A 24,420-nucleotide genomic window follows, 5' to 3' on the forward strand; every position below is an offset into this window, starting at 1 on the left:
CTAAAAATACTTTGAGCGAGTTGCATGAATCACAGGCTGAGTATCGGCTGGCCCGGTCCAGGGTCCGCACCGGTGGCCGGTCACGCCTGGCGTCTGAAGTCGCTGCCTCGAGTTATTTGCATGACGCTGTCGCAGCCGGACGTTCCAGCCGCAGCACCCCGGCGTTTCGTCTGGCTGCGGCATCCCCATTCAAGGACCCCGTGTGGAGGAGCGTCATGCCAGAGCAGACCGGCAGCGTGTCGCGGGTGCGCGTCTTGTCGCAACCGGACTCGGGCTTTCATAGGCTCGTTGAAGAGATGCTTGCCCGAGCGGATATCCGCATCGGCGGCGACAGACCCTGGGATATCCAGTTCCACAGTCCGGGGGTGCCCGAGCGCGTTCTGTCCAGGGGCAATCTGGGACTTGGCGAGTCGTATATGGACGGCGATTGGAGCGTGCCGGCGCTGGACGAGTTCTTCAATCGGTTGCTCAGTGCGCGCATCCACCGCGAGGTGCATCCGCTTCGGTTCGTGATCCATGGTCTGCGTGCGCGGTTGCTGAATCTGCAGACGCTGACCAGAGCGCGGCAGGTCGGCGAGCAGCATTATGATCTCGGCAATGACTTCTACTCGGCCATGCTGGATCCGCGCATGACCTACACCTGCGGCTACTGGGCCGACGCTTCGACGCTGGACGAGGCTCAGCGGGCAAAGCTTGATCTGATATGCCGCAAGCTCCGCCTGGAGCCCGGCATGCGAGTGCTCGACATCGGCTGCGGTTGGGGCAGCTTCATGAGCTATGCGGCCGAGCATTACGGGGTGCGGTGCACCGGCGTGACCATCTCGCGGGAGCAGGCCGACTGGGCGCGAGCACGCTACCCGCATCTGCCACTCGAGTTCCGGTTTCAGGACTATCGTGAGGTCGAGGGCACCTTCGAACGGATCGTCAGCATCGGCATGTTCGAGCATGTCGGACGCAAGAATCACCGGGTGTTCATGGAAGTCGCCCATCGGTGCCTCGCGGAAAACGGACTGTTTCTGCTGCACACCATCGGCAAGAACCTGCGTCACAGCGTGCCCGATCCGTGGGTCGACAAGTACATCTTCCCCAACGGCGACCTACCCTCGATCGGACAGATCGGCGATGCGGTGGACGAGCTGTTTGTGGTCGAGGACCTGCATAACTTCGGCGCCGATTACGACCGCACGCTCATGGCCTGGCACGCCAATTTCGAAGCGGCATGGCCGCGCTTCGCCGATAGGCTGGGAGAGCGGTTCTACCGGATGTGGCGGTATTACCTGCTCTCGTGTGCCGGCGCATTCCGAGCGCGCGACATCCAGCTGTGGCAGTGGGTTCTCTCGCGCGAAGGCGTCGCAAGCGGTTACCGGCGAATCAGCTGAATCTTGCGAAGGGGTTGGTGCAGGGCGTGTGAATGCCCAGATAGGTGAGCGTCGGGTTGTTTTCGCCCTGCTTGCGCACGTAATCGGTGGAGGTAATGAACTCGGTGACGATGCGCCGTTCGAACCACTCAACCCGTTCGTCGGTGTAGTCGATACCCGCGCCGGTGTGATCGCGAACCTTGTGCAGCCCCACCAGCATGGCCGTCTTGAGATCACCATAGCGTGCGGTGACGTCGTCCACGAAGCGCTTGCGCTGCGCCTGTTCCATGCGGAAGTCGCCGATGTACTGACGGACCAGCCCGAGCACGTAGTCCTGTTCGTCTTCGTACAGCCATGCTGCCGACCCCAGCGCCGCCACGGTCACGCCGGCTGCGGAGAGGGTGAGAAACTGACGTCGATTCATGGGGACTCCTCAGCTGAACAGCAGGTTTGCCGCACGGAGCGAGAGCGCCGCGGCGGTGAGGCTGGGATTGGCCGGCGAGCAGCTGGGATAGGTGGAAGTGCCGACCACCACAAGGTTGCGCATCCGGTGGTGAACCATTCCGGAATCGACCACCGAGCCATCGCCGTCGCGCCCCATACGCAGGGTGCCCTGCACGTGAGATTCGGTCAGGCGCTTGCGCCGGGCCTCGATCGACTCCACCGGCAGGGGCGCCAGCAGCTCGTTCAGATGATCGAATGCATGCTGGATGCCGCGCTCGGCGTACGCCGACTCGCCTGCATAATCGATCACCGCCTGGCCGCTGGATGGGTCCACGGTGATCCGGCTGTCGCGGTTGGGCAGGTCTTCGCTAACCAGCATAAGCGGTAGCGTCTGGTTCCAGCGGCCAGGCTCCAGACGCAGGCCATGCGGCCAGCGATTCTCGAAGTAGACCAGGCACGCCGAGCGCTCGCGCCGAAAGTCGCCATCGTAGAAGAAGTAGTTCAGCCCGGTGGTGATGGTGCTGCCGTCGAAGTTCCCCAGCCCGTCGAGGTACACCTCGACGTCCAGTCCGACCTGCTCGTGCAGCCCGCGCCCTGTATCGCCATGCTCGATTCCCGACCGCAGCAGAATCGCGGGGCTCTGGATGGCGTTTGCGCCAAGCACGAACAGGTCGCCATGGACGACGAACTCGCGACCCTCCGACGCCAGGGTAGCACTGCGAATTGCATTGCCCTGGCTCTCCAGGGTGCGCACCTCGGTTTTCAGGCAGACATCCACCTGCGGGTGACTGTACAGGTCGCTGAAGCCGTTCTCGGCGGTGAACTTCGCGTTGACGGGGCACAGATTGCAGGTGGCATTGGCGCAGCATGCGCTGCGGTTGCCAGTCGCTACGCGCGCGCGACCGGTCGGCATGATGAAATGATGATCCGGCATCGCCTGTTTCATGATCACATCGATCGACGAGCCCTTGTGTGGCGGCTGCGGAAACGGCTTGCTTCGTGGCAACGCCCGGTGCATATCCGCATCACCGGCTATCGACATGATCTCCTCGGCCTGGCAGTAGAAGGGCTCAAGATCGTCATAGCTGATCGGCCAGTCGTGCCCGATACCGTATTTCGACTGCGTGGCGAAATCGCTCGGATGCATCCGAGGTGTCTGCGAGAACCAGCAGTTCATTCCGCCGCCGAGCGCAATGGTGGTGTTCCAGGGCTTGTCATGGCGATTCGCGTAGGTCTCGGCCGTCGGTATCGCTGTATTGAGCTGCTTTTCAATCTGCCAGGCCCAGGGATGATAATCGCCCCATTCGACAATAAGGACGCGGCCCTTGGTGTGCTTGAGTGCTTCGGAAAGGAAGAACGATGATCCGAATCCGGACCCGATCACCACCATATCGTAATGCTGTTGATCGATATCGGCGGGTGTCTTGCGATTGATATCCATGTATTTGTTCCCGGGAACTGCCAACGGTCCGCGACCGGAGCAGCGTGTCCCTTTTGTCCTGTGCGACGGCAGCCAGAAATGGCTCGCGAAACATGCAGTTGCTTAGTCACTCGGGTTCGGGGATGGTTCAGCAGGAAAGTGTGAAACGGGTCTCGCTTAGAGCATCAGGCGGGCGCCGGACACTTCGGCGACGATACGGGTGAGGCCGTCCCAGACCGAGCCCGGCTGCTGGCCCTTGATCTGTTCGTCGACGTGTTGAGCTATGCGCAGCCACTGCGGCCACGCTTGTTGCGGATGACGCTTGAGCGCCTGCGCGATCAGCGGCTTGCGCTTGTCCCAGACCGGCGGACGCTGGGCGGCGAATATGCGGTCGATCGGCAGGCCGCGGGCGAGGTCGTCAGCCATGCTCGATAGCGCACGAAGTTCACGGCTCAGCGACCATAGAATGACCGGTGCCTCGACGCCTTCGCCGCGTAGCCCGTTCAGCATGCGCAGCGCATGTTGCGGCTGGCCCTGCAGCATCGCATCGGCGAGGCCGAAGACATCGTAACGTGCACTGTCGGCGACGACCTGCCCGACTGTTTCGACATCGAGCACCTGTCCCTGACAGAACAGCTTGAGCTTTTCCACTTCCTGGGCAGCGGCCAGCAGGTTGCCTTCGACTCGCGTGCTGAGCAGCTCCAGCGCATCCGGGTGGGCCTGAATGCCCGCTGCGGCGAGACGGTCGCGCATCCAGTTCGGCAATTGTGCAGGCTCGATCGGCCAGACCTGGACGAAGCGGGTGTGGGTATGGTCGACCAGCGCCTTGGCCCACTTGCTGCGCTGCGTACTCCCGTCAAGCTTGGGCAGGGAGACCAGTAGCGTGATGTCTTCGGGGAGATCGTCCAGCCAGGCGAGAAGGGCTTTGGCGCCGTCATCCCCGGGTTTGCCGCCGGGGATGCGAAGCTCGATCAGACGCTTGCTGGAAAAGAGCGAGAGGCTATGGCTGGCGTCGTAGAGCTGGGACCAGTCGAAACCGCGTTCAACATGGTATACCTCGCGCTCTTCACAGCCGGCCGCCCGGCACGCCTGACGAATCAGATCGGCGAGCTCGCCGGTCAGCAGAGGCTCGTCGCCGCTGACGACATAGACCGGAGCCAGCTCATTGGCGAGCTGGCGGGCAAGCTGCGCGGCGTTGAGTTTCATGAGCCCTCAGGGCATCTGCCTGTCGAGAGCCTGTTCGCGCGCAGACAGCTCCGATTCGGTCAGTGAAGACAGACGGAACAGCAACTGGCGAGTCAGGTCGCGCTGCATCTCTCCCTGCAGCAACGCCTCTTCTTCATTGGTGCCCACGACGTTGTTACGGTCATTGACATAGACGCGCTGGGTGCCGAGCGTTTCCGGACCGACCAGAGGGCGACCTTGCGAATCACTGATGATGAAAGTCAGCGAGCTGCGAAGTTCGATCTCTGCCGCGGTCGCCCGACCGGTATAGCTGACCGCGACGCGCTCGGTGCGCTCGTCGAGCAGCTGCAGATGGTAGGGCGCCGAAGCGGTGATGGTCACGCCGTCGGATTCGAGGCTCTGACGAGTTTCGCGATAGATGACGCTGTCGGGGCGCATCGTGGTCAGATGCAACCGATCAAGATCAACGCTGTCGACACCGGTGCCGCGCAGCTGAAAGCCGCAGCCGGCGGTCAGCAGGGTCAGTCCGAGGACGCAGCCGAGCAGAAAACGGGGACTCTTGGCAGCCATCTTGGCTCTCCGTTGCAGAATTAGTTGGCGACAATGTTGACCAGTTTGCCGGGAACGACGATCACCTTGCGAATCGTCAGGCCCTCGGTAAAGCGCAGCACGTTCTCGTTGCTCCTTGCCATGGCTTCGATCGTTTCACGGCCGGCATCGGCATCGACGTCCATATGCCCACGCAGTTTGCCGTTGACCTGTATGACCAGTTGCAGCGTGTCCTGCACCAGGGCGGCTTCGTCGAGTTTCGGCCAGGGTGCATCGATCACCAGGTCGGCGTGGCCGAGCTGCTGCCACAAGGCATGGCTGATGTGCGGCGTGATCGGAGCCAGCAGCAGTACCACGGTTTCCAGTCCCTCCTGCAGCAGTGCCCGGTCCTGGCTGCTGTCCTGCGGAAGCTTTTCGAGCACGTTCATCAGCGTCATCACGGCGGCGATGGCGGTGTTGAACTTGTGATTATGACCGATATCCTGCGAAGCCTGCCGGATTGCCAGGTGGATCGCCCGGCGTGCGTCCTTGTGTGCATTGCTCAGCGCGGCAAGGTCGAGCGGCGCGGTCGAACCACGCTCGACATGTTGATGGGCCAGCCGCCAGACTCGACGCAGGAACCGACTGGCACCCTCCACGCCGGAGTCGGACCATTCCAGGCTCATGTCGGGCGGCGAGGCGAACATCATGAACAGACGGCAGGTGTCGGCGCCGTACTGATCGATCATCGACTGCGGGTCCACGCCGTTGTTCTTGGACTTGGACATCTTCTCCACGCCGCCGATCTCAACGGGCTGGCCATCACTGGCCAGCCGTGCGGCAATGATCTTGCCCTTGGCATCGCGCTCGACCTGCACGTCGGCGGGATTGAACCAGACCTTGCCGCCATTATCGGCCAGACGATAGTAGGTTTCTGCAATGACCATGCCCTGGGTGAGCAGGTTCTTGAAGGGCTCGTCAGAGCCGACCAGACCTTCGTCCCGCATGAGCTTGTGGAAGAATCGCGCATACAGCAAATGCAGGATGGCATGCTCGATCCCGCCAATGTACTGGTCCACCGGCAGCCAGTGATCCGCCGCAGCGGGATCGACCATGCCATCCTGGTAATGCGGAGAAGCATAGCGGGCGAAGTACCAGGAGCTTTCCACGAAGGTGTCCATGGTATCGGTCTCACGCCGCGCCGCGCTGCCACAGCGCGGGCAGGTGCACTCGTAGAATTCGGGCATGCGCGCCAGCGGCGAGCCGGCACCATCGGGAACCACGTCTTCGGGCAGCACGACCGGCAGCTGGTCTTCAGGTACCGGCACGTCGCCGCATGCGTCGCAGTGAATGATCGGGATGGGGCATCCCCAGTAACGCTGGCGACTGATGCCCCAGTCGCGCAGGCGGAACTGCGTGCGGGTATCACCCAGTCCCTTCTGTTTGAGTACGTCGCCGATGGCGGTGAAGGCGCTCGCGAAATCCAGCCCGTCGAACTCCTCGGAATTGATCAGCGGGCCTTTCTCGGCATAGGCGTCCTGCCAGGGTGCAGGCGTGGTGTCGCCGGTGGATGTACGCACCACCGGCTTGATCGGCAGGTCGTATTGCGTGGCGAACGCAAAATCACGCTCATCATGAGCGGGAACCGCCATCACCGCGCCTTCGCCATAGCTCATCAGCACGTAGTTGGCGACCCACACAGGCAGCCTTTCATTGGTAAGCGGGTGGCGAACGAACAGACCGGTCGGCATGCCCTTCTTGTCCTGGGTGGCGATGTCGGCCTCGGCCACGCCGCCACGTTTGCACTCGTCAATGAACAGCTGCAGCTGCGGGTTGCCTGCAGCGGCCTGTGTTGCCAGCGAATGCTCTGCGGCGACGGCCACGTAGGTGGCTCCCATCAGCGTGTCAGGGCGGGTAGTGAAAACCTTCAGCTGACCGTCATCGCCGATGGACTCAGCGTCATACGGGAAGGCGACGTCCATGCCCACCGACTTGCCAATCCAGTTGCGCTGCATGGTCTTGACCTGTTCCGGCCAGCCAGGCAGGTCATCCAGTGAACTGAGCAGCTCTTCCGCATAGTCGGTGATGCGGAAGTAGTACATGGGTATCTCGCGCTTTTCGATCTCGGCGCCGGAACGCCAGCCCTTGCCGTCGATGACCTGCTCGTTGGCGAGCACGGTCTGGTCGACCGGATCCCAGTTGACCGTACCGTTCTTGCGATAGATCACACCCTTCTTGAACAGCCGGGTAAACAGCCACTGCTCCCAGCGGTAGTATTCCGGGCGGCAGGTGGCGAACTCTCTGGACCAGTCGATGGCGAGTCCCAGGCTTTTCAGCTGGGTACGCATGTAGTCGATATTGTCGTAGGTCCACTTCGCGGGCGCGACCTTGTTGTTCATCGCGGCATTTTCCGCCGGCATACCGAAGGCATCCCAGCCCATCGGCTGCAGCACGTTCCTGCCCTGCATACGCTGATAGCGGGCGATCACATCACCGATCGTGTAATTGCGCACGTGCCCCATGTGCAGCTTGCCGCTGGGGTAGGGGAACATCGACAGGCAGTAGTAAGTGTCCCGGCCGGGAGTTTCACTAACCTTGAATGCGTCGCTGGCATTCCAGTCGGTCTGAGCAGCGGATTCGATCTCGCGGGGAAAATACTGTTCTTGCATGGTGTGCGCTTAGCTGGGCTCGTCGGGGGTCACGAAAAGTAATGCCGCAGGATACACCACGAGCCCGGCCTCAGGTAGTCGTATGCCATTCGTCGCCAGCTGCGGTACCCCGACGCGGCGCGTCTATGCTCAAGGTTAGGGGCGGCAGGGCGCCGCGTCGTTAACCGCAGAGGAGACCTATAATGAAAACACCGGAACCGGAGCCCTTGATGTGCTGGAGCCGGGATTCCTCCTACGGCCGTCTGCTCAGGCGGCTTGATCAGGCGCTGGATATGGCGCGGACCCGCCAATGGCTCACCGGCCAGGCCAATGGTCTGACCGAGCTGGAACTCAGCGGCCTCTCGCCGGAGGACGCGCGCCTGCTGCGCCGGATCCTGAACACCCTCGACGTCGACCGCGCCTTACCGCGCCCGCCGGCGCTGCCCGATACATACCACTAGCGTCACCACCAGCAGCAGCCCGAGTGGCCAGCTCCCCACGCGCAGATAGGGCGTCAACGACTCGCGCGGCTGCACCCAGCCACTCAGTGTTGCCTGGCGGAATTGCGGGATGCGCGCGCGGATCACGCCCCTATCATCGATCAGTGCAGTGACCCCGTTGTTGGTGCCCCGCATCATCCAGCGTCCACTCTCGATCGAGCGCATGCGCGCCATCTGCAGGTGCTGCAGCGGCCCGATGGAATGGCCGAACCAGCTGTCATTGCTGATCGATATCAGCAGTTCGCTCTGCGCGGCGAGCTTTGCGGTGAAGGCGGGATACACGGTTTCGTAGCAGATCAGCGGCGCCAGGCGATAACCGGCGGCTCGAAGAGGCGCCTGATCCGCCGGCCCGCGCGAGAAGCTCGACATGGGCAGGTCGAAGAAGGCGATCAGCCCACGCAGCCAGTCCTCGAGCGGCACGTATTCGCCAAACGGCACCAGCTTGTGCTTCAGGTAGATGTCCGGTTCGGGTCTGGCCACCATGATGCCGTTGTAAATGCGCAATGAACCGTCTGCAGCGTATTCGTCGACCGGTATGCCGGTGATCAGTGTGGTCCCGCGTTCGGCCAGGTTCGCTGCCACGCCCTGGACGAAGTCGCGGGCGGTGCTTTCCAGCAATGGGATGGCCGTCTCCGGCCAGACCAGAATGTCCACCGGATTCTGCGCGTAGCTGAGGTCTCTATAAAGCGCCAGCGTGTGGTCGATGTGCGCCGGATCCCACTTGCGGGCCTGGGCTATGTCGGCTTGAACCAGCGCTACCGACAGCGGGTCGCCGACAGGACGCGTCCATTCCAGCTGTGCCAGGCCCAGGCCGCCAAGCCAGACGGTGGCAATGACCAGCACCGCCGCGCCGGCGCTGCGCAAGCCGGTCCAGATCCACCGCTCGATCACCAGACAGCCGGTGAGTACTCCCAGATACCCTGTCAGCCAGACCCCGCCAATCGGCGCCCAGCCGATCAGCCAGGTATCGGTATGGACGTAGCCCTGGTAGAGCCAGGGAAAGCCGGTAAGGAACCAGCCGCGGAATATTTCCTGGCCGATGACCAGGGCGGCGAAGCCGCACGCTGATAACCAACCCGGGTGGAAAGGACGCAACCAGCGCGCCCAGAGCCAGCCCATCAAAGCCGGCAATAGCGCCAGGGAAGCGACGAACAGTGCCGTCAACAACCCCGCCAGCCAGGCCGGTGCGTAGCCGTGTACATGAATGCTGACATACACCCAGGATATGCCGCTGGCGAACAATCCCACGCCCCACGCCCAGCCGCGTACGGCGGCCTGTCGTGCCGATAGTGGCTTGAGCAGCCAATACAGCAGTGCGGTCGATGTCAGAGCCAGCGGCCAGACATCGAAGGGTGTCAAAGCCAGGGTGGTGAGCGCGCCGGCGATGACGGCCAGCAGATGGCCTGGCCAGCCGGAGCCCTGCAGGCGATGGAGAAGTGGGGTCAGCAAGCCGGAGCGCCTCAGGTGTTGACTACGGTCACTCGCAGCAGATGCACGCGGCGGCTGTCGGCGTTGAGTACGCGCACGCGGAAGCCGTCCAGTTCGACGACCTCATTGCGCTTGGGCAGGTGACCGAATGCGTTCATCACCAGGCCGCCTACCGTATCGAATTCCTCGTCGGGGAATTCGGTTTCAAAGCTGTCGTTGAAGTCTTCGATCGGGGTGAGGCCCTTGACCAGGAAGTCGCCGCTGGGCAGCGGCTTGATGTAGCTGTCCTCGTCGACATCGTGCTCGTCCTCGATGTCGCCAACGATCTGCTCGAGGACGTCCTCGATGGTGACCAGTCCCGATACGCTGCCGTATTCATCGATGACAATCGCCATGTGATTGCGGGTCGACCGGAACTCCTTGAGCAGCACGTTCAGCCGCTTCGACTCGGGCACGCAGGTGGCCGGTCGCAACAGATCCTTGATGTTGAAACGGTCGGTATTGTCCTCCAGCAACAGTGGCAGGAGATCCTTGGCGAGCAGGATGCCGAGCACGTCGTCGACGCTTTCACCGATCACCGGGTAACGCGAGTGCGCCGCTTCGATCACGCCGGGCAGGAATTCGCGCGGCGTCTGGGTTGCCTTGATGGTGGTCATCTGTGACCGGGGGATCATGATGTCGCGCACCTGCATGTCCGATACCTGCAGGGCACCTTCAATGATCGACAGCGCCTCGATATCCAGGACATCGTTGGCGTGCGCCTCGCGCAGCAGCTCCAGCAATTCCTGGCGACTCTGGGGTTCATGGACAAAAGCCTGGACCAGTTTGTCCAGCCAGGACTTGTGCCCATTGGTCGATCGATCTTCGCTCATCGGTCCTTACTCATGATTGGCAATATAGGGGTCGGGAAAGCCGAGTTCGGCCATCAGCTGGCGCTCGATCTCTTCCATTTCCTCGGCTTGTGCATCGTCTATATGGTCATGACCCAGTAGATGCAAGCATCCATGAATGACCATGTGAGCCCAATGTGATTCGGCGGATTTCCGCTGCTCCAGCGCCTCGCGCTGAACCACCTGAACACATACCACCAGATCGCCCAGCAGGGGTATGTTCAGTTCAGGGGGCAGATCAGCGGGGAACGATAGAACGTTGGTCGGATAATCCCGGTCGCGGTATTCGCGGTTAAGGGTCCGGCTCTCGTCCTCGTCAACCAGACGGATGGTCAGCTCATGGCCGGGCCGGTCCCTGAGGGCGAGCCCGGCCCAGCGTATGAAGCTTTCGTCGTCAGGCTGGTCGGCCGCTTCAGAGGCGCGCTGAATGTCGACTTCAATCGCCATTGCGCAGCTCGCGGGCTTCGCGTTCGCGACGTTCATCGGCCTTGCGCTGTTCCTGCTGGTCGTCGAACCGATCGTAGGCCTCGACGATGCGCTGCACCAGGGGGTGGCGGACCACGTCCTTGGAACGGAAGTGAGTGAAGCCGATGCCCTTTACGTCCTTCAGAACTTCGATCACATGGGTCAGACCCGAACGCGTGCCGCGTGGCAGGTCGACCTGGGTGATGTCACCGGTAATGACCGCAGTCGAGCCGAAGCCGATCCGCGTCAGGAACATCTTCATCTGCTCCAGCGTGGTGTTCTGACTTTCGTCGAGAATGATGAAGCTGTTGTTCAGGGTGCGGCCGCGCATGTATGCCAGGGGGGCGACCTCGATCACCTGCCGCTCGATCAGCTTGGCGACCTGTTCGAAGCCCAGCATCTCGTACAGCGCGTCGTACAGGGGACGCAGGTAGGGATCGATCTTCTGCGAAAGATCACCGGGCAGGAAGCCGAGCTTCTCGCCGGCCTCGACGGCCGGACGCACCAGCAGAATGCGGCGGATCTGCTCGCGCTCCAGCGCATCGACGGCGCAGGCGACGGCCAGGTACGTCTTGCCGGTGCCTGCCGGACCTATGCCGAAATTGATGTCGTGTTCCTGGATCGAGCGGACATAGCTCTGCTGATTCGGGCCCCGCGGCTGGATGGTCACGCGCTTCGTGCGCAGCACCATCGGCGGCTGACCGTCGTGCCGGGCTTCGCTGAGATTTTCCAGTCCGGACTCCTGCAGAAACAGGTGGACGGTATCGGGCGTCAGGTCGGCATTGCCGCGCGTCTCGCGGTAAAGCTGGCGCAGCACGGCTTCGGCGGAGCGGGTAATCTCCGGATCGCCGATCAGCTCGAACTGGTTGGCTCGATTGCGCACCTCGATGCCAAGACGCTGTTCGATCAGACGCAGGTGCTCGTCGAACTGGCCGCACAGGTTGGCAAAGCGGCGGGAGTCGACGGGTTCGATACTAAAGCGGTGGATGTCCGAAGATGTATTCAATGTGGTCAGTAGGTCGCCTGTGGCTCACGGTGGTACAGAATAACGCGCAACAACCCCACTGCAAAGTGCATGCAGACAAGCCGGGTCGTGCGCGACGTATTCAGTGGAGAGTCTGGGTGTCCAGCAGAGTTCCCCGCAGGGAGTGCGGCAGTGCTTCGTCGATGTGCACGTCAACGAACTGGCCGATCAGTTGCGGATTGGCACTCCGGAAATTGACGATCCGGTTGTGCTCGGTCCGGCCCTGCAGCATGCCCGGGTCCTTCTTCGAATAGTCAGTGACCAGAATGCGCTGACGGGTACCGACCATACGCCTGCTGTTGGCGAAGCCCTGCTGGTTGATACGATCCTGAAGGATCTTCAGGCGCTGCTTCTTCACCTCCATCGGCGTCTCGTCCGGCAGGTCCGAGGCCGGCGTGCCGGGGCGGGCGCTGTAGACGAATGAGTAGGAGAAGTCGAAGCCCACATCCTCCACCAGTTTCATGGTCTGTTCGAAGTCCCGGTCGGTCTCGCCGGGAAAGCCGACAATGAAGTCCGAGCTGAGCAGGATATCCGGCACCGCGGCCTTGAGCTTGCGTACGCGAGACTTGTACTCGAGCGCCGTGTGGTTGCGCTTCATGCCTGCCAGCACGCGGTCGGAGCCCGACTGGACGGGAAGGTGCAGATACTTGACCAGTTCCGGCACCTCGGCATGGGCCTGGATCAGGCTGTCGGAAAACTCCAGCGGGTGCGAGGTGGTGTAGCGGATGCGGTCGATACCGTCGATCGCCGCGACGACGCGAATCAGATCAGCCAGATCGGCAATCGTGCCGTCGTGGGTCTGGCCACGGTAGCCATTGACGTTCTGACCCAGCAGTGTCACTTCCCGCACGCCGTTCTCGGCCAGGTGGATCACTTCGGCGATGACGTCATCGAAGGGCCGGCTGACTTCCTCGCCACGGGTGTAGGGCACGACGCAGAAACTGCAGTATTTGCTGCAGCCTTCCATGATCGACACGAAGGCCGTCGGACCGTCGACGCGCGGCTCCGGCAGGCGATCGAACTTCTCGATCTCGGGGAAGGAGACATCCACCTGAGGCTGACGGGTGCTGCGCGCAGCGTCGATCATTTCCGGCAGGCGGTGCAGCGTCTGCGGTCCGAAGACTACATCGACGTACGGGGCACGGTCGCGAATCGCCGTGCCTTCCTGACTGGCCACGCAGCCGCCGACACCGATTACCAGCTCCGGATTGCGCTCCTTCAGCGGACGCCATCGGCCGAGTTCGGAAAATACCTTCTCCTGCGCCTTCTCGCGAATCGAGCAGGTGTTCAGGAGAATGACGTCAGCATCATCCGGGTTGTCAGTCAGCTCCATTGCCTGATGTTCGCCGAGCAGGTCGGCCATGCGCGAGCTGTCATACTCGTTCATCTGGCAACCGTGGGTCTGGATAAATAGTTTCTTGGGCATGGACTTCGCGGAGGGGGTCAGGAAAAGCGGCGATTATACACGTATGCCGGTGCCTATGTTATGCCCGGCCTGTGGTATGATCCGCGCCCTTTCCGACAGGTTGCGTTCCGGCAGCCGGTCCTTGCCTATCTTTGTCCGCTTCAGGTGTATTCATGAGCAAAGAGACACAACCGATTTTCCGGGTGATTTTCCATAACCAGGGACAGGTCTATGAACTCTACGCCCGGCAGATATTCCAGAGCGAGCTGTGGGGCTTCCTTGAAGTGGAGGAGCTGGTCTTCGGCGAGCGGTCGCAGATGCTGGTCGATCCCAGCGAAGAAAAGCTCAAGAATCAGTTCGAGGGCGTAACACGCAGCTTCATCCCGATGCCGGCAGTGGTGCGCATCGACGAGGTCGAGCGCGTGGGTCAGGCCAAGATCAGCGAAGCCAAGGGTGGCAACGTCATGGCCTTCCCGATGCCATCCGGTCCGGCCCCGTCCCGCTAGGGTTGGTCCGCCTCTGGCGCAGGCGGCGCCATCTGCAGGGTAGCGGGCGCCTCGGATGAAGGCCGGGTCAGCTGCTCCTCGCGAATCTGCGCAAGATAATTGCGGAACAGGGTGCTGAGCACTTGCGTCGCCGCCGCCATTTCTTCCTGACTCATCTGCGTAGCGATGGTGTCGCTGGCGTCCATTGCCGCGTCCTTTCCGTTAACCGCCGCCATCTTGAGGATGACATAGGCCTGCGGGAGGTTGCGCTCTACGCCCTCGCCCTGGGAATGCATCAGTCCGAGCCGATACTGCGCACCCGGGTGACCCTGAAGAGACGCCTGCTCGTACCAGATCAGCGCGGTTTCAATGTCCCGCTCGGTGCGTTCGCCATGGTAGTAGAACTCGCCCAGCTCGTACTGGGCGCTCTGGTCCCCGGATTCGGCAATCTCCTTGCAGCTCTCCATCGCCAAGGGCAGGCTTTCATCGTCTACCCGGTTGAGCGCGCAGCGCTCTTCGGTGCTGATCAGCAGGGAATTGCCTGACTGTGCCCCGGCGGTCAACGGCAGGGCCACGCAGGCAAGCAGGGCGAAGCGAAGAAGCGAGGCTTTCATGAACGTGGGGGAATGTCCGGCTCGTTGGTCGAGGAGTGCGCCTTATTGTGCGCCTGATCGGCCAATACGCCAACTGCCAGCGCGGTCGCCAACAAACCGGGGATCAGCCAGCTGGCAGTCGGCAACGGGCGGAACAGGGCAGTCAGCGGGGTGGTGTCAGCGATCAGCGCAGCGGCCAGCAGGCAGCCGACTGCGGCAATTGCCAGGATTATCAGCACCCGCGCTCGCCCCACGCCCAGACAGGCCCACGCGAGCAACACCAGCCCGAGCCCGTTGACCAGCCACTCATAGTGCAGCGACAGGTCCAGCAGCCTTGCCAGTTCGAATGCGCCCATCAGACCGAGAATCACCTGCCCCCAGACCATTGGCTTCCAGCGCCAGCCATTCATCAGGAAGCAGGCAGCAAGACCGAGCACTGGAATCGACAGATGGCGCGCGGCCAGGCCGAACAGTCGCTGGGCGTGCTTGAGCCCGTCACCGCCTATGCCGAGCACCAGCGCGGTCAGCAACGCGGCGACGGCGGCGATCAGCAGCACGACAACGCTCGCCGTCACGGCTCCTCCAGCCGCGTGTGAGAGCCCGCTGCGGCGTTTGAACAACCAGCCGGACGCCCCTGCGAGGCTGAGTCCGAGCAAGGTGTAGATGACAATGGTCATAGCGCGGCGAACGCCTTCTCTGCGGCATCGAGCGTCAGCTTGAGTTCTGGCTCGCCGTGGGCGATCGAGGTGAAACCGGCTTCGAAGGCGCTGGGCGCCAGATACACGCCGTGGTCCAGCATGAGATGGAAGAACCGCTTGAAGCGCTCGACATCGCTGGCCATGACATCTTCGAAGGTGACGATGTCGTCCGCGCCGGTGAAATACAGTCCGAACATACCCCCAGCCTGAGTGGTGACGAAGGGAATACTGGCAGCATCGGCGCGCTCCTGGATGCCGGCGAGCATGCGTTCGGTGTAGTCGGTCAGTTCGTCGTGAAAGCCCGGGCGACTGATCAACTTCAATGTGGCCAGGCCGGCCGCCATCGCCAGAGGATTACCCGACAGCGTGCCGGCCTGGTAAACCGGGCCGAGCGGTGCAATGAATTCCATGACTTCGCGCTTGCCGCCGAAGCAGCCGACCGGCATGCCGCCACCGATGATCTTGCCGAAGGTCGTCAGGTCCGGTTTGACGTTGTAGTGCGCCTGCGCGCCGCCGAGCGCGACGCGGAAGCCGGTCATGACTTCGTCGAAGATCAATACCACGCCGTGTTCGTCGCAGGCCTCACGCAGCCCTTCCAGAAAGCCGCGGGCAGGCGGTACGCAATTCATGTTGCCGGCAACCGGCTCGACGATGATGCAGGCGATCTCGTTGCCGATCTCTGCCAGGGTCCCGCGTACCGATTCGATATCGTTGAACGGCAGGGTCACGGTGTGCCTGGCGAACGAAGCCGGCACGCCTGGCGAGCTGGGTACGCCCAGGGTCAGCGCGCCGGAGCCGGCCTTGACCAGGAGACTGTCGGAATGCCCGTGGTAGCACCCCTCGAACTTGATGATGCTGTCGCGTCCGGTGTAGCCCCGCGCGAGGCGGATCGCGCTCATGGTCGCTTCAGTGCCGGAGCTGACCATGCGAACCATTTCCATGGAGGGGACCAGCGAGCAGACCAGATCGGCCATGTCCGTTTCCATGGCCGTAGGGGCGCCGTAGGACAGCCCGTGCTCCAGCTGACGGCGTACGGCGTCGAGTACATCCGGATGGCTGTGGCCGAGAATCATCGGTCCCCAGGAGCCGACATAATCGACATAGCGGCGATCATCCTCGTCGGTGACATAGGCGCCCTCGGCGTGCTTGAAGAACAGCGGCGTACCGCCGACGCTCTTGAACGCGCGTACCGGCGAATTCACGCCGCCGGGGATGTGTTTCTGGGCATTGGCGAACAGGTCTTCGGAACGGGACATGAACATCCTCACAAATGAATTCAGATGGGCTGGAACATCTCGCTGAACAGGCGGGCGCGGCGCTCGACCTCGCTCGGCGAGTTGGCGCCGAACAGGCCGTTGATCACGGCCAGCATATCGGCTCCGGCGATGCGTAACTGGGGGGCGTTGTGCAGGGTGATGCCGCCAATGGCGACGATCGGCACATCGAACGTGCGGCGCGCCTGCTCGAGTAGTACCGGCGTTGCCGCGGGAGCGCCGGGCTTGGTCACCGACTGAAAAAAACGACCGAAGGCGATGTAGCTGGCGCCGTCCTCGACTGCCTGTTCGGCGAATTCCAGACTGGCGTGACAGGTGGCGCCAATGATCGCGCGCTCGCCCAGGACGCTGCGCGCCTCGCGCAGCGACCCATCCTCGCGGCCCAGGTGCACGCCGACGCCGAGCTCTGCGGCGAGCGCCAGATCGTCGTTGATGATCAGCCCGGCGCCGTAGTAGTTGCACAGGCGCAGCAGCTGTTCTGCTTCCTCGCGGCGGCGGACGGCGTCATCGGTCTTGTCACGATACTGCAGCAGGCGGGCCCCTCCGGCTAGGGCCGCATCGACCCAGCCGAGCAGGCGCTCGCCGCCCAGCAGGTCGCTGTCGGTGATGGCATAGAGGCCGCGTAGGCGCTCGCTCACGAGCAGAAATCCAGAGGCAGGCGCCGCGGGACGTATTGACCGAGCCCCGGCTGCTCGGCGTCGCGCAAGGTGCGCCAGGTGTAATCCAGGGCAGTCTGCACGGCGCTCCGCAGTTCCTGCCCCTGTGCGAGGCGGCCTGCCAGGGCGCTGGCTAGGGTGCACCCGGAACCATGGTAGCTACCCGGCAGACGCTGGCAGGTGAAGTCATGCCGACTGCCATCGCGACCGTAGAGGCGGTTATGAATGTCCGCTTCGTCACCGTGTCCGCCGGTGATCAACAGGTGCCGGATATGCGGTAACAGACGCTCGGCGCACTGGTCAGCGGTGCCCTCCGGCAGTTCCGCGAGGATGCGTGCCTCGGGCAGATTGGGTGTGGCGATGGCGGCGACCGGAAACAGGCGCTCGCGCATCGCGTAGCCGACGTCATCCTTGCCCAGCGAGCCGCCGCCACCGGCGCGCAGCACGGGATCGCACACCAGTGGGACCCCCGGGAGCTGCTGCATGAGCTCAAGCACCGTCTCGACCATCTCCACCGAGCCGAGCATGCCAAGCTTGACCGCGGCGACCGGCATGTCGGTGATCACCTTGTTCGCCTGGGCCAGAACCCAGTCACGATCGAGCACACGAAAATCGCTGACATCAACGGTATCCTGGACGGTCAGCGCGGTGACGGTCGGGGCAGCATGACACCCCTGCGCAAGCAGGGCTTCGATATCGGCCTGGAGGCCGGCGCCGCCACTCGGATCGTGACCGGAGAGGCAGAGCACAACGGGGCGGGAAGGACTGGGTCTGTTCATGCGCTAAGCTTATCATCTGAGCGAGGGTTGCGGCAGCCAGCAGGCTGGCCGCCATGGCCATTGGCGCCGTGACCTCGTTGGCCGCAGCATCGGGCGCAACAGCAGAACAACAACAAGGGATGACACGATGAAGCCGATCGACCAGTGGTTCGACGAATACGGCGAAAGCCATCAGAACAGACTCAACAAGCTGGTGCACTGGGTGTGCGTGCCGCTGATCACCTTCAGCGTGCTGGGGATTCTGTGGGCGATTCATCCCGGGGTCGCGTTCCTGGCCGTTGGCACGTCGCTGATGTTCTACGCGATGTTGTCCTGGCGAATCGCTGCGGCGATGCTGGGGCTCGCCGCGATCATGTTGCTGATTCTCGATGCAATGCCCAGCGTGTTCTGGCCCAGCGTCATCATCTTCGTGCTCGCCTGGATCGGCCAGTTCATCGGACATCAGGTGGAAGGCAAGAAGCCATCCTTCTTCAAGGACCTGCAGTTTCTACTGATCGGCCCGATCTGGCTGCTCGGGTTCGTGTTCCGTACGATCGGCCTGCGCTACTGATCAGCGCGTCGGGCGGATCGGCAGTTCTCGCCATTCGCCCGGATGCAGCTCACCGAGTTCCCAGTCTCCGATGCTCACCCGCACCAGTCGCAGCGTCGGCAGACCCACCGCAGCGGTCATGCGCCGGACCTGCCGGTTGCGGCCTTCGCGAATGGTAATGGACAGCCAGCTCGTGGGTACGCTCTTGCGAAAACGCACGGGCGGGACTCTGTCCCAGAGCGCCGGAGCGGCGATCATCTGCACCTCCGCTGGTCGCGTTGGCCCGTCATTGAGATGCGGGCCTGCACGCAGCTGCTCGAGCTGCTCCGGCGTCGCTTCACCCTCCACCTGCACCCAGTAGGTCTTGCTCAGCTTGTGCCGTGGGTCGGTAATACGCGCCTGCAACTGGCCGTCGTTGGTCAACAGCAACAATCCTTCGCTGTCCCGGTCAAGCCGGCCCGCGGGATACAGGCCCGGCTCGTCAACGAAGTCCTTCAGTGTGGCGCGGCCCTGATCGTCAGTGAATTGGGTAAGCACGTCGAACGGCTTGTTCAGTGCAATCAGACGAGGGGAGGCTGGCGGTGGCGCGGCCTTGCGCCGCGACTTGCCAGTACCTGTATAAGCGGATCGACGGGGCGGACGGGGCATGTGTTTGTCTGCATCAGGTGCGGGCCGCTCATGCTAGAGGGCCAGTCCGGCCGCGGCAAGCCGCGGCCCTTCAATCGGGTAGCTGCACCACTGCCATGGTTACCGTCGCCTTGCTGAACAGCCGCTTCTCGCCTTCAACCATGGCGAACACCTCGGACTCGACGACACTCACCTGGCGGCCGGCCTTGAGCACCTCGGCGCGGCATAGCAGCCGCTCGCACACCGCCGCGCGCAACAGGTTCACCTTGAACTCGAGCGTGAGTACGGTGAAGCCCTCGGGCGCGAGCATGCCGGCGGCAGCGCCGGCGGTGTGATCGGCCAGCGTTGTCTGGACGCCGGCGTGGACAAAGCCGTTCTGCTGGGCGTGCCGTGGCAGGATATCAACCGCCGCTTCCACCCAGCCCAACCCGCAATCGGTCATGTGGATGCCGACGTCACTGACGAAATTGGCTCTGGCGAAGCCGGCTTCAACGATAGCGCGCTGCCGTTCGCTGGGTAGCGTCTGTTCACTCATGTGTCGATTCCTTGATGAAGATGCCTGGTGCGCTGCGCTGACCAGCTCAGATGCTGCCGTTCAGCGCCAGCAGGTCGCCTGTGTGCATTGCTCGAGCTCTGACTATCGTTATCGGTCTGAAGCGGCTCCGGTGATCCGGAGCAGGACCGAATCAACCGAGAGCCGGCGTGGAGCGAGCGACCAGCTTCTGCACGTCGATGCCCCGCGGCAGCGTACCGAAGGCACGACCTTGACCAGTGAGACGGCTGCTGATGAACGCATCGGACACCGTCTCATTGCCGGCCTCGAGCAGCAGCCTGGCCTGCAGCGCGATGGCGACGTCCTCGGTCAGCTGCCGCGCGCGGTACTGGATATCGTCCGTATCGCGAAAGTCCGCCTTCAACCGTTCGATATGGGCGCGAAGGCGCGCGTCGCCATGACCGTCGCCCAGCTCGGCAAACAGCGCCTCAAGTACTCCCGGCTCCTTTGACAAGGCACGCAGGACGTCCAGGCACTGCACGTTGCCTGAGCCCTCCCATATGGAATTGACCGGCGCCTCGCGGTACAGCCGCGGGAGGATGGTCTCCTCGACATACCCGGCGCCGCCCAGGCATTCCTGCGCTTCATTGATCATTGCCGGCGCGCGCTTGCAGATCCAGTACTTGCCGACTGCGGTCACCAGCCGGGCGAACTTGTCTTCCTGTTCGTCATGCGATTGGTCCAGCGCCTTGCCCATGCGCATGGTCAGTGCCAGGGCAGCTTCGCTTTCCAGTGCCAGGTCGGCCAGCACGTTCTGCATCAACGGCTGCTCAGCCAACACCCGTCCGCCCACGGTGCGGTAGGCGCAGTGATGGGTCGCCTGGGTCAGCGCCTGGCGCATCAGCGAGCTTGAGCCGATCATGCAATCGAACCGGGTGAGCGAGACCATCTCGATGATGGTGGGAACACCGCGTCCTTCCTCGCCGATCATCCAGGCGAATGCGCCGCGGAATTCGACCTCGCTGGACGCATTGGCCCAATTACCCAGCTTGTTCTTCAGCCGCTGCACATAGAACTGGTTACGGGTGCCGTCCGGGCGATGTCTGGGCAGCAGAAAGCAGCACAGGCCCTTGTCGGTGTACGCCAGCGTCAGAAACGCATCGCACATCGGCGCCGAGCAGAACCATTTGTGGCCCACCAGCTCGTAGCCCTGGCCCGGCCCGCCGATGCCAACGGGAAAAGCACGCGTGGTGTTTGCGCGCACATCGGTGCCGCCCTGCTTTTCGGTCATGGCCATGCCAATGGTCGCACCGGTCTTCTGTTCGATCGGCAGGTTGCGCGGATCGTACTGGCGTGACAGCACCTTAGGCAGCCAGGCGTCGGCGACGTCAGATTGAAGACGCAGCGCCGGGACACAGGCGAAAGTCATGGTCATCGGGCAGCTGGTGCCGGACTCGGCCTGGTTATGCAGGTACATGGTGGCCGCACGTGCCACCTGAGCTCCGGCGCGGGGGTCGGTCCAGGGGGCCGAGGTGATACCGGCGGCGATGCCGGCAGCCATCAACTCGTGATAGGAGGGGTGAAAGTCCACTATGTCGACGCGATGGCCGTACCGATCATGACTTTTGAATACCGGCTTGTTTTCGTTGGCCTGAAAGCCCGCCTGCATCAGGGTGCCACCGGCCAGCACCCCGTAGTCGGCGAGGGCCTGGTCGGCCCACTCGCCGTGATAACGGCGAACCCATTCCTGCAATGGAACGTCCTGACGGTAGAGGTTGATGCCGTCCAGTGGAGGCACCTGATTGGTCACCTCGTGGGTCTCGGCGTAGGCGTGAAAATTCATGCGCTGTGCTCCTTCGCGCCCAGGGCGCGCAAACTGAAACGGATGAGTGCCCTGGTGACGCTTTCCAGGCTGTCGCTAGGCAGGCCGCTGGCCCGTGCCGCGCGCGCCTGTGGCGACAGAGGCCCGACGAGTGCTTCGGCCACGGCACCCACCAGACAGGAAGCCGTCAGCGATACGTGCTCGACACTAAAGCTGCCGTCGTGGTTGCCCTCGCGTATGAGTGTGCAGTAGAGCTCGCCGTAGGCCTCGCGAAACCGCAGACGCTGTTCATCGACCTCCGGCTCCACCGGCTCGGCGATCAGCGCATAGGCCAGCTGCCGGCTATGCCAGGCTCGGGCGGCGAACTGACCGATACCACCTGCAAGACGCTGCGCAGCACTGCCCGGCTGGCCGAACTGGCTAGCCAGGGCATCGAACTCGATACGCGTTGCGCGAGTGAAGATCTCCGCAGCGAGCGCCCCCTTGCCCGGGAAGTATCGATACAGACTGCCGGTGGCCACGCCTGCCGAGCTCGCCAGACCATTCATGTTCAGCGCCGCGAAGCCGCCCTCTGCGACCTGCTGCATGCCGCATTCAAGGATGTGCTCGCGAAGCGCTCTGTCGCGCTCCGTTCGTGCTTGCGTGGTTCGATACGCCATTGTCTGAATCCGTGTTCATATCATGAGATCAGTGAATCAGGATTCAGGGGAGCTTGCAGGTGGGATAGTGATCAGAATGCAGGGGGATTCGGCCAGCAGAATGCGGCCGGCCGCTCGCTCAGCCAATCACGGCGATGACGATTTCCTTGATGACGAATGCTGCGACGCCCAGTCCCAGGGCAAAGAACAGGACGGCGGTACCCCAGCGTCCGGCCTGGGACTTCTTTGCCAGATCCCAGACGATGAAGCCCATGAACGCCACCAGCGCCAGCAGCATGACTGGCATGGCGATGGCTTCGAATTCTTGATAATCCAAATCCAACCTCCGTTGAGCAAACCGCGCAATGATACACCGCGCCGCTCGCGATGCGGCTGCGGCTTACTGCAGACCCATGTGTTGCAGCGGGAGTTCGGTCGAACTGATTACCTGATTGAGCATGAAGCTCGAGCGCACGCTGGACACGCCCTCAATGCGGGTCAGCTTGCCGAGGAGAAATTGCTGGTAGTGCTCCATGTCCGGCACGACCACGCGCAGCTGATAATCGGCGTCCATTCCGGTGACCAGGCAGCAATCGAGCACTTCGGGGCAATCGCGGATGACCTGTTCAAAACCGGCGAAGCGCTCCGGCGTATGACGATCCATGCCGATGAGGACGAAGGCTGTCAGCTTCAGCCCCAGTTTGGCCGGGTCCAGGAGCGCTACCTGCCGGGCGATGTACCCACTGTCTTCCAGTTGCTTGACGCGGCGCGAGCAGGGCGAGGGAGACAATCCGATTCGTTCAGCAAGCTCCTGATTGCTGATACGCGCATCACGCTGCAATTCGGCCAAAATCTTCAGGTCATAACGGTCCAGATTGTGCTCAGACATGGATGGGCGCTCGTTCTGTGCTGATAGTCTGTATAAAGTAGCTAATAATTGCTCATACATCTATATCCAGCGCAATATTAGGCAAGAAATTGCGATCGGGCGAGCGTAGCATTGGTTTCAGGTTTTCAGCCATGGCCGGCTCGTCCAGCCCGCTCCTGCATCAAGGGAGTGGTGATAGAGGGATCCACCGATCCGCTCGTCAACCGGCACCCCCAGCTCACAAGGCGAGGGACAGGCAGCATCTCAACAGGATGATAGACGGACAGCATGGAAAAGGCGGACCGCCGGTTACGACGGTCCGCCTTTTCTCTGTTCAGACCGGATCCTTGTGCACCAGTATTTCCGCCTGGGGGTAGGTCGTCTGGATCGCCTTGCGTACATTTTCCCCCAGCTCATGTGCCTCGTTGAGTGTCAGCCCGCCAGGCAACTCCACATGCACCTGCATGAACCAGTGCTGACCGGATTCGCGCGTACGCAAATCATGCACACCCAGCACGCCGGGCACCTCGCGAGCCAGGCGCAGCGCCTCGCGGCGAATCTCGTCCGGCAGCTCATGATCCATCAGTGTCTGCATCGCCGCCAGGCCGATGGTCACGGCACCGTAGCCGATATAGATCGCGATCCCGATACCGAAGAGTGCGTCGGCCAACGGTACACCGTAGTAGGCGAGAATCAGCGCCAGAATGATGCTGGTGTTCATCAGAAGGTCGGAGCGGTAGTGCAGCGCATCAGCGCGTATTGCAGTGGAGTGAGTGCGCTTGATGACGTGTCTCTGCAGCAACAGCATGCCGACGGTGGCGGCAATGGAAAACAGCATTACTGCCACGCCCAGCCAGGCGGCTTCCAGAGGCTGCGGCTCCATCAGGCGCTTGATGCCCTGGAGCAGAACCAGTACCGCTGATCCGGTGATGAAGGCACTTTGCGCCAGTCCAGCCAGTGCTTCGGCCTTGCCGTGACCGAAGCGGTGCCCACGGTCGGCGGGCTTGAGTGCGACCCGGACCGCGAGCAGATTGATGATCGACGCGCCGGCATCCATCAGCGAGTCGATCAGCGAGGCGAGCACGCTCACCGATCCGGACATGAGCCAGACCGACGACTTCATCACGATCAGCAACAGCGCCACGCCGACCGAGGCGTAGGTTGCAAGCGTCAGCAGACGTTGGCGTTCAGCCGGGTCAAGTGGCGCCGGTGAAGTCATCAGGCCCGCGCAGCCAGGCCCAGCGCAGCCAGCTGCTCGGCAGCGGGGCGGTCGATCTGACGGGCGTGCTCCAGGGGCAGATCCAGTTGCAGCTCTTCACGGATGATCGCCTTAAGCTTCAATGGATCGACATTGCCATGCTCGTCTACAGCCTGATCGAGGCGCTCGGGCGCGACGCTGTAGCGACGGTCCGGCAGGTAGATCGCACCCGTGGCAAAATCCACGCCGAAGGCGATCAGCCCCGGGACGATGTAGAACAGCAGGCCGATGCCGTTGAGGATGGCCACGCCCGCATCGATCTCTCCAGATAGCTGGCCACGACGTTCGGGATAGAAAATAGTCCCGCATGCACTCAGCTGGGTGATCAATGTGGCGCTAAGCAGGGCACAGGCCAGAGGTTTCAGGGTCATTCGCGCAAACTCCTTGGATCGGGAAAGTGGCGTT

At 62.6% G+C, this 24,420-nt stretch carries 27 protein-coding genes; 4 read left to right on the plus strand and 23 right to left on the minus strand.

Going from position 1 to position 24,420, the window contains the following annotated elements:
• Positions 1-296: 296 nt before the first annotated feature.
• Positions 297-1,379 (plus strand): cyclopropane fatty acyl phospholipid synthase, encoded by a 1,083-nt coding sequence (gene cfa, locus KEM63_RS04220; protein WP_423747851.1) that lies wholly within the window; start codon positions 297-299, stop codon positions 1,377-1,379.
• Here cfa and KEM63_RS04225 read toward each other — a convergent pair.
• The 5 genes from KEM63_RS04225 to leuS form a co-directional block, all read right to left on the minus strand.
• Positions 1,372-1,782 carry a twin-arginine translocation signal domain-containing protein gene (locus tag KEM63_RS04225; protein ID WP_223654953.1) on the minus strand — a complete coding sequence of 137 codons (411 nt, stop codon included), beginning with the start codon at positions 1,780-1,782 and terminating at the stop codon, positions 1,372-1,374. The two genes, cfa and KEM63_RS04225, sit on opposite strands and share 8 nt — an antisense overlap.
• A 9-nt stretch (positions 1,783-1,791) precedes the next feature.
• A complete protein-coding gene (locus KEM63_RS04230) occupies positions 1,792-3,243 on the minus strand; it encodes a GMC oxidoreductase (RefSeq protein WP_223654954.1) in 1,452 nt (483 codons plus the stop codon).
• Between the two features lie 156 nt (positions 3,244-3,399).
• On the minus strand, positions 3,400-4,428 hold the full coding sequence (holA, locus tag KEM63_RS04235) for a DNA polymerase III subunit delta (RefSeq protein ID WP_223654955.1): 1,029 nt from the start codon (positions 4,426-4,428) through the stop codon (positions 3,400-3,402).
• A gap of 6 nt (positions 4,429-4,434) precedes the next feature.
• The gene (locus KEM63_RS04240) at positions 4,435-4,977 is read right to left on the minus strand and encodes an LPS-assembly lipoprotein LptE (protein WP_223654956.1); all 543 of its coding nucleotides are present in this window, start codon (positions 4,975-4,977) and stop codon (positions 4,435-4,437) included.
• A gap of 20 nt (positions 4,978-4,997) precedes the next feature.
• Complete coding sequence (gene leuS / locus KEM63_RS04245; RefSeq protein ID WP_223654957.1) at positions 4,998-7,604, minus strand: leucine--tRNA ligase; 2,607 nt, start codon at positions 7,602-7,604, stop codon at positions 4,998-5,000.
• Between the two features lie 182 nt (positions 7,605-7,786).
• Between leuS and KEM63_RS04250 the strand changes: the two genes are divergently transcribed.
• Complete coding sequence (locus KEM63_RS04250; RefSeq protein WP_223654958.1) at positions 7,787-8,044, plus strand: hypothetical protein; 258 nt, start codon at positions 7,787-7,789, stop codon at positions 8,042-8,044.
• Here the strand turns inward: KEM63_RS04250 and lnt are convergent.
• The 5 genes from lnt to miaB all read right to left on the minus strand — a co-directional run bounded on the left by lnt (position 8,006) and on the right by miaB (position 13,316).
• Positions 8,006-9,532, minus strand: a complete 1,527-nt coding sequence (lnt, locus tag KEM63_RS04255) for an apolipoprotein N-acyltransferase (protein ID WP_223654959.1) — start codon at positions 9,530-9,532, stop codon at positions 8,006-8,008. The two genes, KEM63_RS04250 and lnt, sit on opposite strands and share 39 nt — an antisense overlap.
• A gap of 11 nt (positions 9,533-9,543) precedes the next feature.
• Positions 9,544-10,383 carry an HlyC/CorC family transporter gene (locus KEM63_RS04260; protein ID WP_223654960.1) on the minus strand — a complete coding sequence of 280 codons (840 nt, stop codon included), beginning with the start codon at positions 10,381-10,383 and terminating at the stop codon, positions 9,544-9,546.
• A 6-nt stretch (positions 10,384-10,389) separates the two neighbouring features.
• Positions 10,390-10,848 (minus strand): rRNA maturation RNase YbeY, encoded by a 459-nt coding sequence (ybeY, locus tag KEM63_RS04265; protein ID WP_223654961.1) that lies wholly within the window; start codon positions 10,846-10,848, stop codon positions 10,390-10,392.
• A complete protein-coding gene (locus KEM63_RS04270) occupies positions 10,838-11,872 on the minus strand; it encodes a PhoH family protein (RefSeq protein ID WP_223654962.1) in 1,035 nt (344 codons plus the stop codon). Before KEM63_RS04270 ends, ybeY begins: the two co-directional genes overlap by 11 nt.
• A gap of 100 nt (positions 11,873-11,972) precedes the next feature.
• Positions 11,973-13,316, minus strand: a complete 1,344-nt coding sequence (gene miaB / locus KEM63_RS04275; protein ID WP_223654963.1) for a tRNA (N6-isopentenyl adenosine(37)-C2)-methylthiotransferase MiaB — start codon at positions 13,314-13,316, stop codon at positions 11,973-11,975.
• A gap of 152 nt (positions 13,317-13,468) precedes the next feature.
• Between miaB and KEM63_RS04280 the strand changes: the two genes are divergently transcribed.
• Positions 13,469-13,801 (plus strand): DUF1820 family protein, encoded by a 333-nt coding sequence (locus KEM63_RS04280; RefSeq protein ID WP_223654964.1) that lies wholly within the window; start codon positions 13,469-13,471, stop codon positions 13,799-13,801.
• Here KEM63_RS04280 and KEM63_RS04285 read toward each other — a convergent pair.
• Genes KEM63_RS04285 through KEM63_RS04305 form a run of 5 tightly spaced genes read right to left on the minus strand, consistent with a single transcriptional unit; the run spans position 13,798 to position 17,780 of the window.
• Positions 13,798-14,394 carry a tetratricopeptide repeat protein gene (locus KEM63_RS04285; RefSeq protein WP_223654965.1) on the minus strand — a complete coding sequence of 199 codons (597 nt, stop codon included), beginning with the start codon at positions 14,392-14,394 and terminating at the stop codon, positions 13,798-13,800. The genes KEM63_RS04280 and KEM63_RS04285 overlap by 4 nt on opposite strands.
• Positions 14,391-15,050: a hypothetical protein gene (locus KEM63_RS04290; RefSeq protein ID WP_223654966.1), complete on the minus strand. Its 660-nt coding sequence runs from the start codon at positions 15,048-15,050 to the stop codon at positions 14,391-14,393. The genes KEM63_RS04285 and KEM63_RS04290 overlap by 4 nt, the downstream gene beginning before the upstream one ends.
• The gene (hemL, locus tag KEM63_RS04295) at positions 15,047-16,327 is read right to left on the minus strand and encodes a glutamate-1-semialdehyde 2,1-aminomutase (protein WP_223654967.1); all 1,281 of its coding nucleotides are present in this window, start codon (positions 16,325-16,327) and stop codon (positions 15,047-15,049) included. Before hemL ends, KEM63_RS04290 begins: the two co-directional genes overlap by 4 nt.
• Positions 16,328-16,347: 20 nt before the next feature.
• Positions 16,348-16,983, minus strand: coding sequence for a thiamine phosphate synthase (thiE, locus tag KEM63_RS04300; RefSeq protein WP_423747832.1), 636 nt, complete (start codon positions 16,981-16,983; stop codon positions 16,348-16,350).
• A complete protein-coding gene (locus tag KEM63_RS04305) occupies positions 16,980-17,780 on the minus strand; it encodes a hydroxymethylpyrimidine/phosphomethylpyrimidine kinase (RefSeq protein ID WP_223654968.1) in 801 nt (266 codons plus the stop codon). The genes thiE and KEM63_RS04305 overlap by 4 nt, the downstream gene beginning before the upstream one ends.
• 127 nt (positions 17,781-17,907) lie before the next feature.
• Between KEM63_RS04305 and KEM63_RS04310 the strand changes: the two genes are divergently transcribed.
• Positions 17,908-18,330, plus strand: coding sequence for an Mpo1 family 2-hydroxy fatty acid dioxygenase (locus KEM63_RS04310; protein WP_223654969.1), 423 nt, complete (start codon positions 17,908-17,910; stop codon positions 18,328-18,330).
• Here KEM63_RS04310 and KEM63_RS04315 read toward each other — a convergent pair whose 3' ends face one another.
• The 8 genes from KEM63_RS04315 to KEM63_RS04350 form a co-directional block, all read right to left on the minus strand.
• The gene (locus KEM63_RS04315) at positions 18,331-18,957 is read right to left on the minus strand and encodes a pseudouridine synthase (RefSeq protein ID WP_223654970.1); all 627 of its coding nucleotides are present in this window, start codon (positions 18,955-18,957) and stop codon (positions 18,331-18,333) included.
• A 70-nt stretch (positions 18,958-19,027) separates the two neighbouring features.
• Positions 19,028-19,471, minus strand: a complete 444-nt coding sequence (locus tag KEM63_RS04320; protein WP_223654971.1) for a PaaI family thioesterase — start codon at positions 19,469-19,471, stop codon at positions 19,028-19,030.
• A 151-nt stretch (positions 19,472-19,622) separates the two neighbouring features.
• Positions 19,623-21,272 carry an acyl-CoA dehydrogenase family protein gene (locus KEM63_RS04325; protein WP_223654972.1) on the minus strand — a complete coding sequence of 550 codons (1,650 nt, stop codon included), beginning with the start codon at positions 21,270-21,272 and terminating at the stop codon, positions 19,623-19,625.
• The gene (locus tag KEM63_RS04330; RefSeq protein WP_223654973.1) at positions 21,269-21,910 is read right to left on the minus strand and encodes a TetR/AcrR family transcriptional regulator; all 642 of its coding nucleotides are present in this window, start codon (positions 21,908-21,910) and stop codon (positions 21,269-21,271) included. The genes KEM63_RS04325 and KEM63_RS04330 overlap by 4 nt, the downstream gene beginning before the upstream one ends.
• A 118-nt stretch (positions 21,911-22,028) precedes the next feature.
• The gene (locus tag KEM63_RS04335) at positions 22,029-22,226 is read right to left on the minus strand and encodes a DUF2788 domain-containing protein (protein WP_423747833.1); all 198 of its coding nucleotides are present in this window, start codon (positions 22,224-22,226) and stop codon (positions 22,029-22,031) included.
• Positions 22,227-22,289: 63 nt separating this feature from the next.
• Positions 22,290-22,778 (minus strand): Lrp/AsnC family transcriptional regulator, encoded by a 489-nt coding sequence (locus KEM63_RS04340; protein ID WP_223654974.1) that lies wholly within the window; start codon positions 22,776-22,778, stop codon positions 22,290-22,292.
• 313 nt (positions 22,779-23,091) lie between these two features.
• The gene (locus tag KEM63_RS04345; protein ID WP_223654975.1) at positions 23,092-23,976 is read right to left on the minus strand and encodes a cation diffusion facilitator family transporter; all 885 of its coding nucleotides are present in this window, start codon (positions 23,974-23,976) and stop codon (positions 23,092-23,094) included.
• Complete coding sequence (locus KEM63_RS04350; protein ID WP_223654976.1) at positions 23,976-24,386, minus strand: polyribonucleotide nucleotidyltransferase; 411 nt, start codon at positions 24,384-24,386, stop codon at positions 23,976-23,978. The genes KEM63_RS04345 and KEM63_RS04350 overlap by 1 nt, the downstream gene beginning before the upstream one ends.
• Between the last annotated feature and the right edge of the window lie 34 nt (positions 24,387-24,420).

The sequence above is a fragment of the Halopseudomonas nanhaiensis genome (assembly GCF_020025155.1).
Taxonomy (GTDB): Bacteria; Pseudomonadota; Gammaproteobacteria; order Pseudomonadales; family Pseudomonadaceae; genus Halopseudomonas; species Halopseudomonas nanhaiensis.

Excerpts from the sequence above, each read along its gene's own strand:
- cfa (WP_423747851.1), top strand. The coding sequence starts at position 297 with ATGCTTGCCCGAGCGGATATCCGCATCGGCGGCGACAGACCCTGGGAT.
- KEM63_RS04225 (WP_223654953.1), bottom strand. The coding sequence starts at position 1,782 with ATGAATCGACGTCAGTTTCTCACCCTCTCCGCAGCCGGCGTGACCGTG.
- KEM63_RS04230 (WP_223654954.1), bottom strand. The coding sequence starts at position 3,243 with ATGGATATCAATCGCAAGACACCCGCCGATATCGATCAACAGCATTAC.
- holA (WP_223654955.1), bottom strand. The coding sequence starts at position 4,428 with ATGAAACTCAACGCCGCGCAGCTTGCCCGCCAGCTCGCCAATGAGCTG.
- KEM63_RS04240 (WP_223654956.1), bottom strand. The coding sequence starts at position 4,977 with ATGGCTGCCAAGAGTCCCCGTTTTCTGCTCGGCTGCGTCCTCGGACTG.
- leuS (WP_223654957.1), bottom strand. The coding sequence starts at position 7,604 with ATGCAAGAACAGTATTTTCCCCGCGAGATCGAATCCGCTGCTCAGACC.
- KEM63_RS04250 (WP_223654958.1), top strand. The coding sequence starts at position 7,787 with ATGAAAACACCGGAACCGGAGCCCTTGATGTGCTGGAGCCGGGATTCC.
- KEM63_RS04260 (WP_223654960.1), bottom strand. The coding sequence starts at position 10,383 with ATGAGCGAAGATCGATCGACCAATGGGCACAAGTCCTGGCTGGACAAA.
- ybeY (WP_223654961.1), bottom strand. The coding sequence starts at position 10,848 with ATGGCGATTGAAGTCGACATTCAGCGCGCCTCTGAAGCGGCCGACCAG.
- miaB (WP_223654963.1), bottom strand. The coding sequence starts at position 13,316 with ATGCCCAAGAAACTATTTATCCAGACCCACGGTTGCCAGATGAACGAG.
- KEM63_RS04280 (WP_223654964.1), top strand. The coding sequence starts at position 13,469 with ATGAGCAAAGAGACACAACCGATTTTCCGGGTGATTTTCCATAACCAG.
- KEM63_RS04285 (WP_223654965.1), bottom strand. The coding sequence starts at position 14,394 with ATGAAAGCCTCGCTTCTTCGCTTCGCCCTGCTTGCCTGCGTGGCCCTG.
- KEM63_RS04290 (WP_223654966.1), bottom strand. The coding sequence starts at position 15,050 with ATGACCATTGTCATCTACACCTTGCTCGGACTCAGCCTCGCAGGGGCG.
- hemL (WP_223654967.1), bottom strand. The coding sequence starts at position 16,327 with ATGTCCCGTTCCGAAGACCTGTTCGCCAATGCCCAGAAACACATCCCC.
- KEM63_RS04305 (WP_223654968.1), bottom strand. The coding sequence starts at position 17,780 with ATGAACAGACCCAGTCCTTCCCGCCCCGTTGTGCTCTGCCTCTCCGGT.
- KEM63_RS04310 (WP_223654969.1), top strand. The coding sequence starts at position 17,908 with ATGAAGCCGATCGACCAGTGGTTCGACGAATACGGCGAAAGCCATCAG.
- KEM63_RS04315 (WP_223654970.1), bottom strand. The coding sequence starts at position 18,957 with ATGCCCCGTCCGCCCCGTCGATCCGCTTATACAGGTACTGGCAAGTCG.
- KEM63_RS04320 (WP_223654971.1), bottom strand. The coding sequence starts at position 19,471 with ATGAGTGAACAGACGCTACCCAGCGAACGGCAGCGCGCTATCGTTGAA.
- KEM63_RS04325 (WP_223654972.1), bottom strand. The coding sequence starts at position 21,272 with ATGAATTTTCACGCCTACGCCGAGACCCACGAGGTGACCAATCAGGTG.
- KEM63_RS04330 (WP_223654973.1), bottom strand. The coding sequence starts at position 21,910 with ATGGCGTATCGAACCACGCAAGCACGAACGGAGCGCGACAGAGCGCTT.
- KEM63_RS04340 (WP_223654974.1), bottom strand. The coding sequence starts at position 22,778 with ATGTCTGAGCACAATCTGGACCGTTATGACCTGAAGATTTTGGCCGAA.
- KEM63_RS04345 (WP_223654975.1), bottom strand. The coding sequence starts at position 23,976 with ATGACTTCACCGGCGCCACTTGACCCGGCTGAACGCCAACGTCTGCTG.
- KEM63_RS04350 (WP_223654976.1), bottom strand. The coding sequence starts at position 24,386 with ATGACCCTGAAACCTCTGGCCTGTGCCCTGCTTAGCGCCACATTGATC.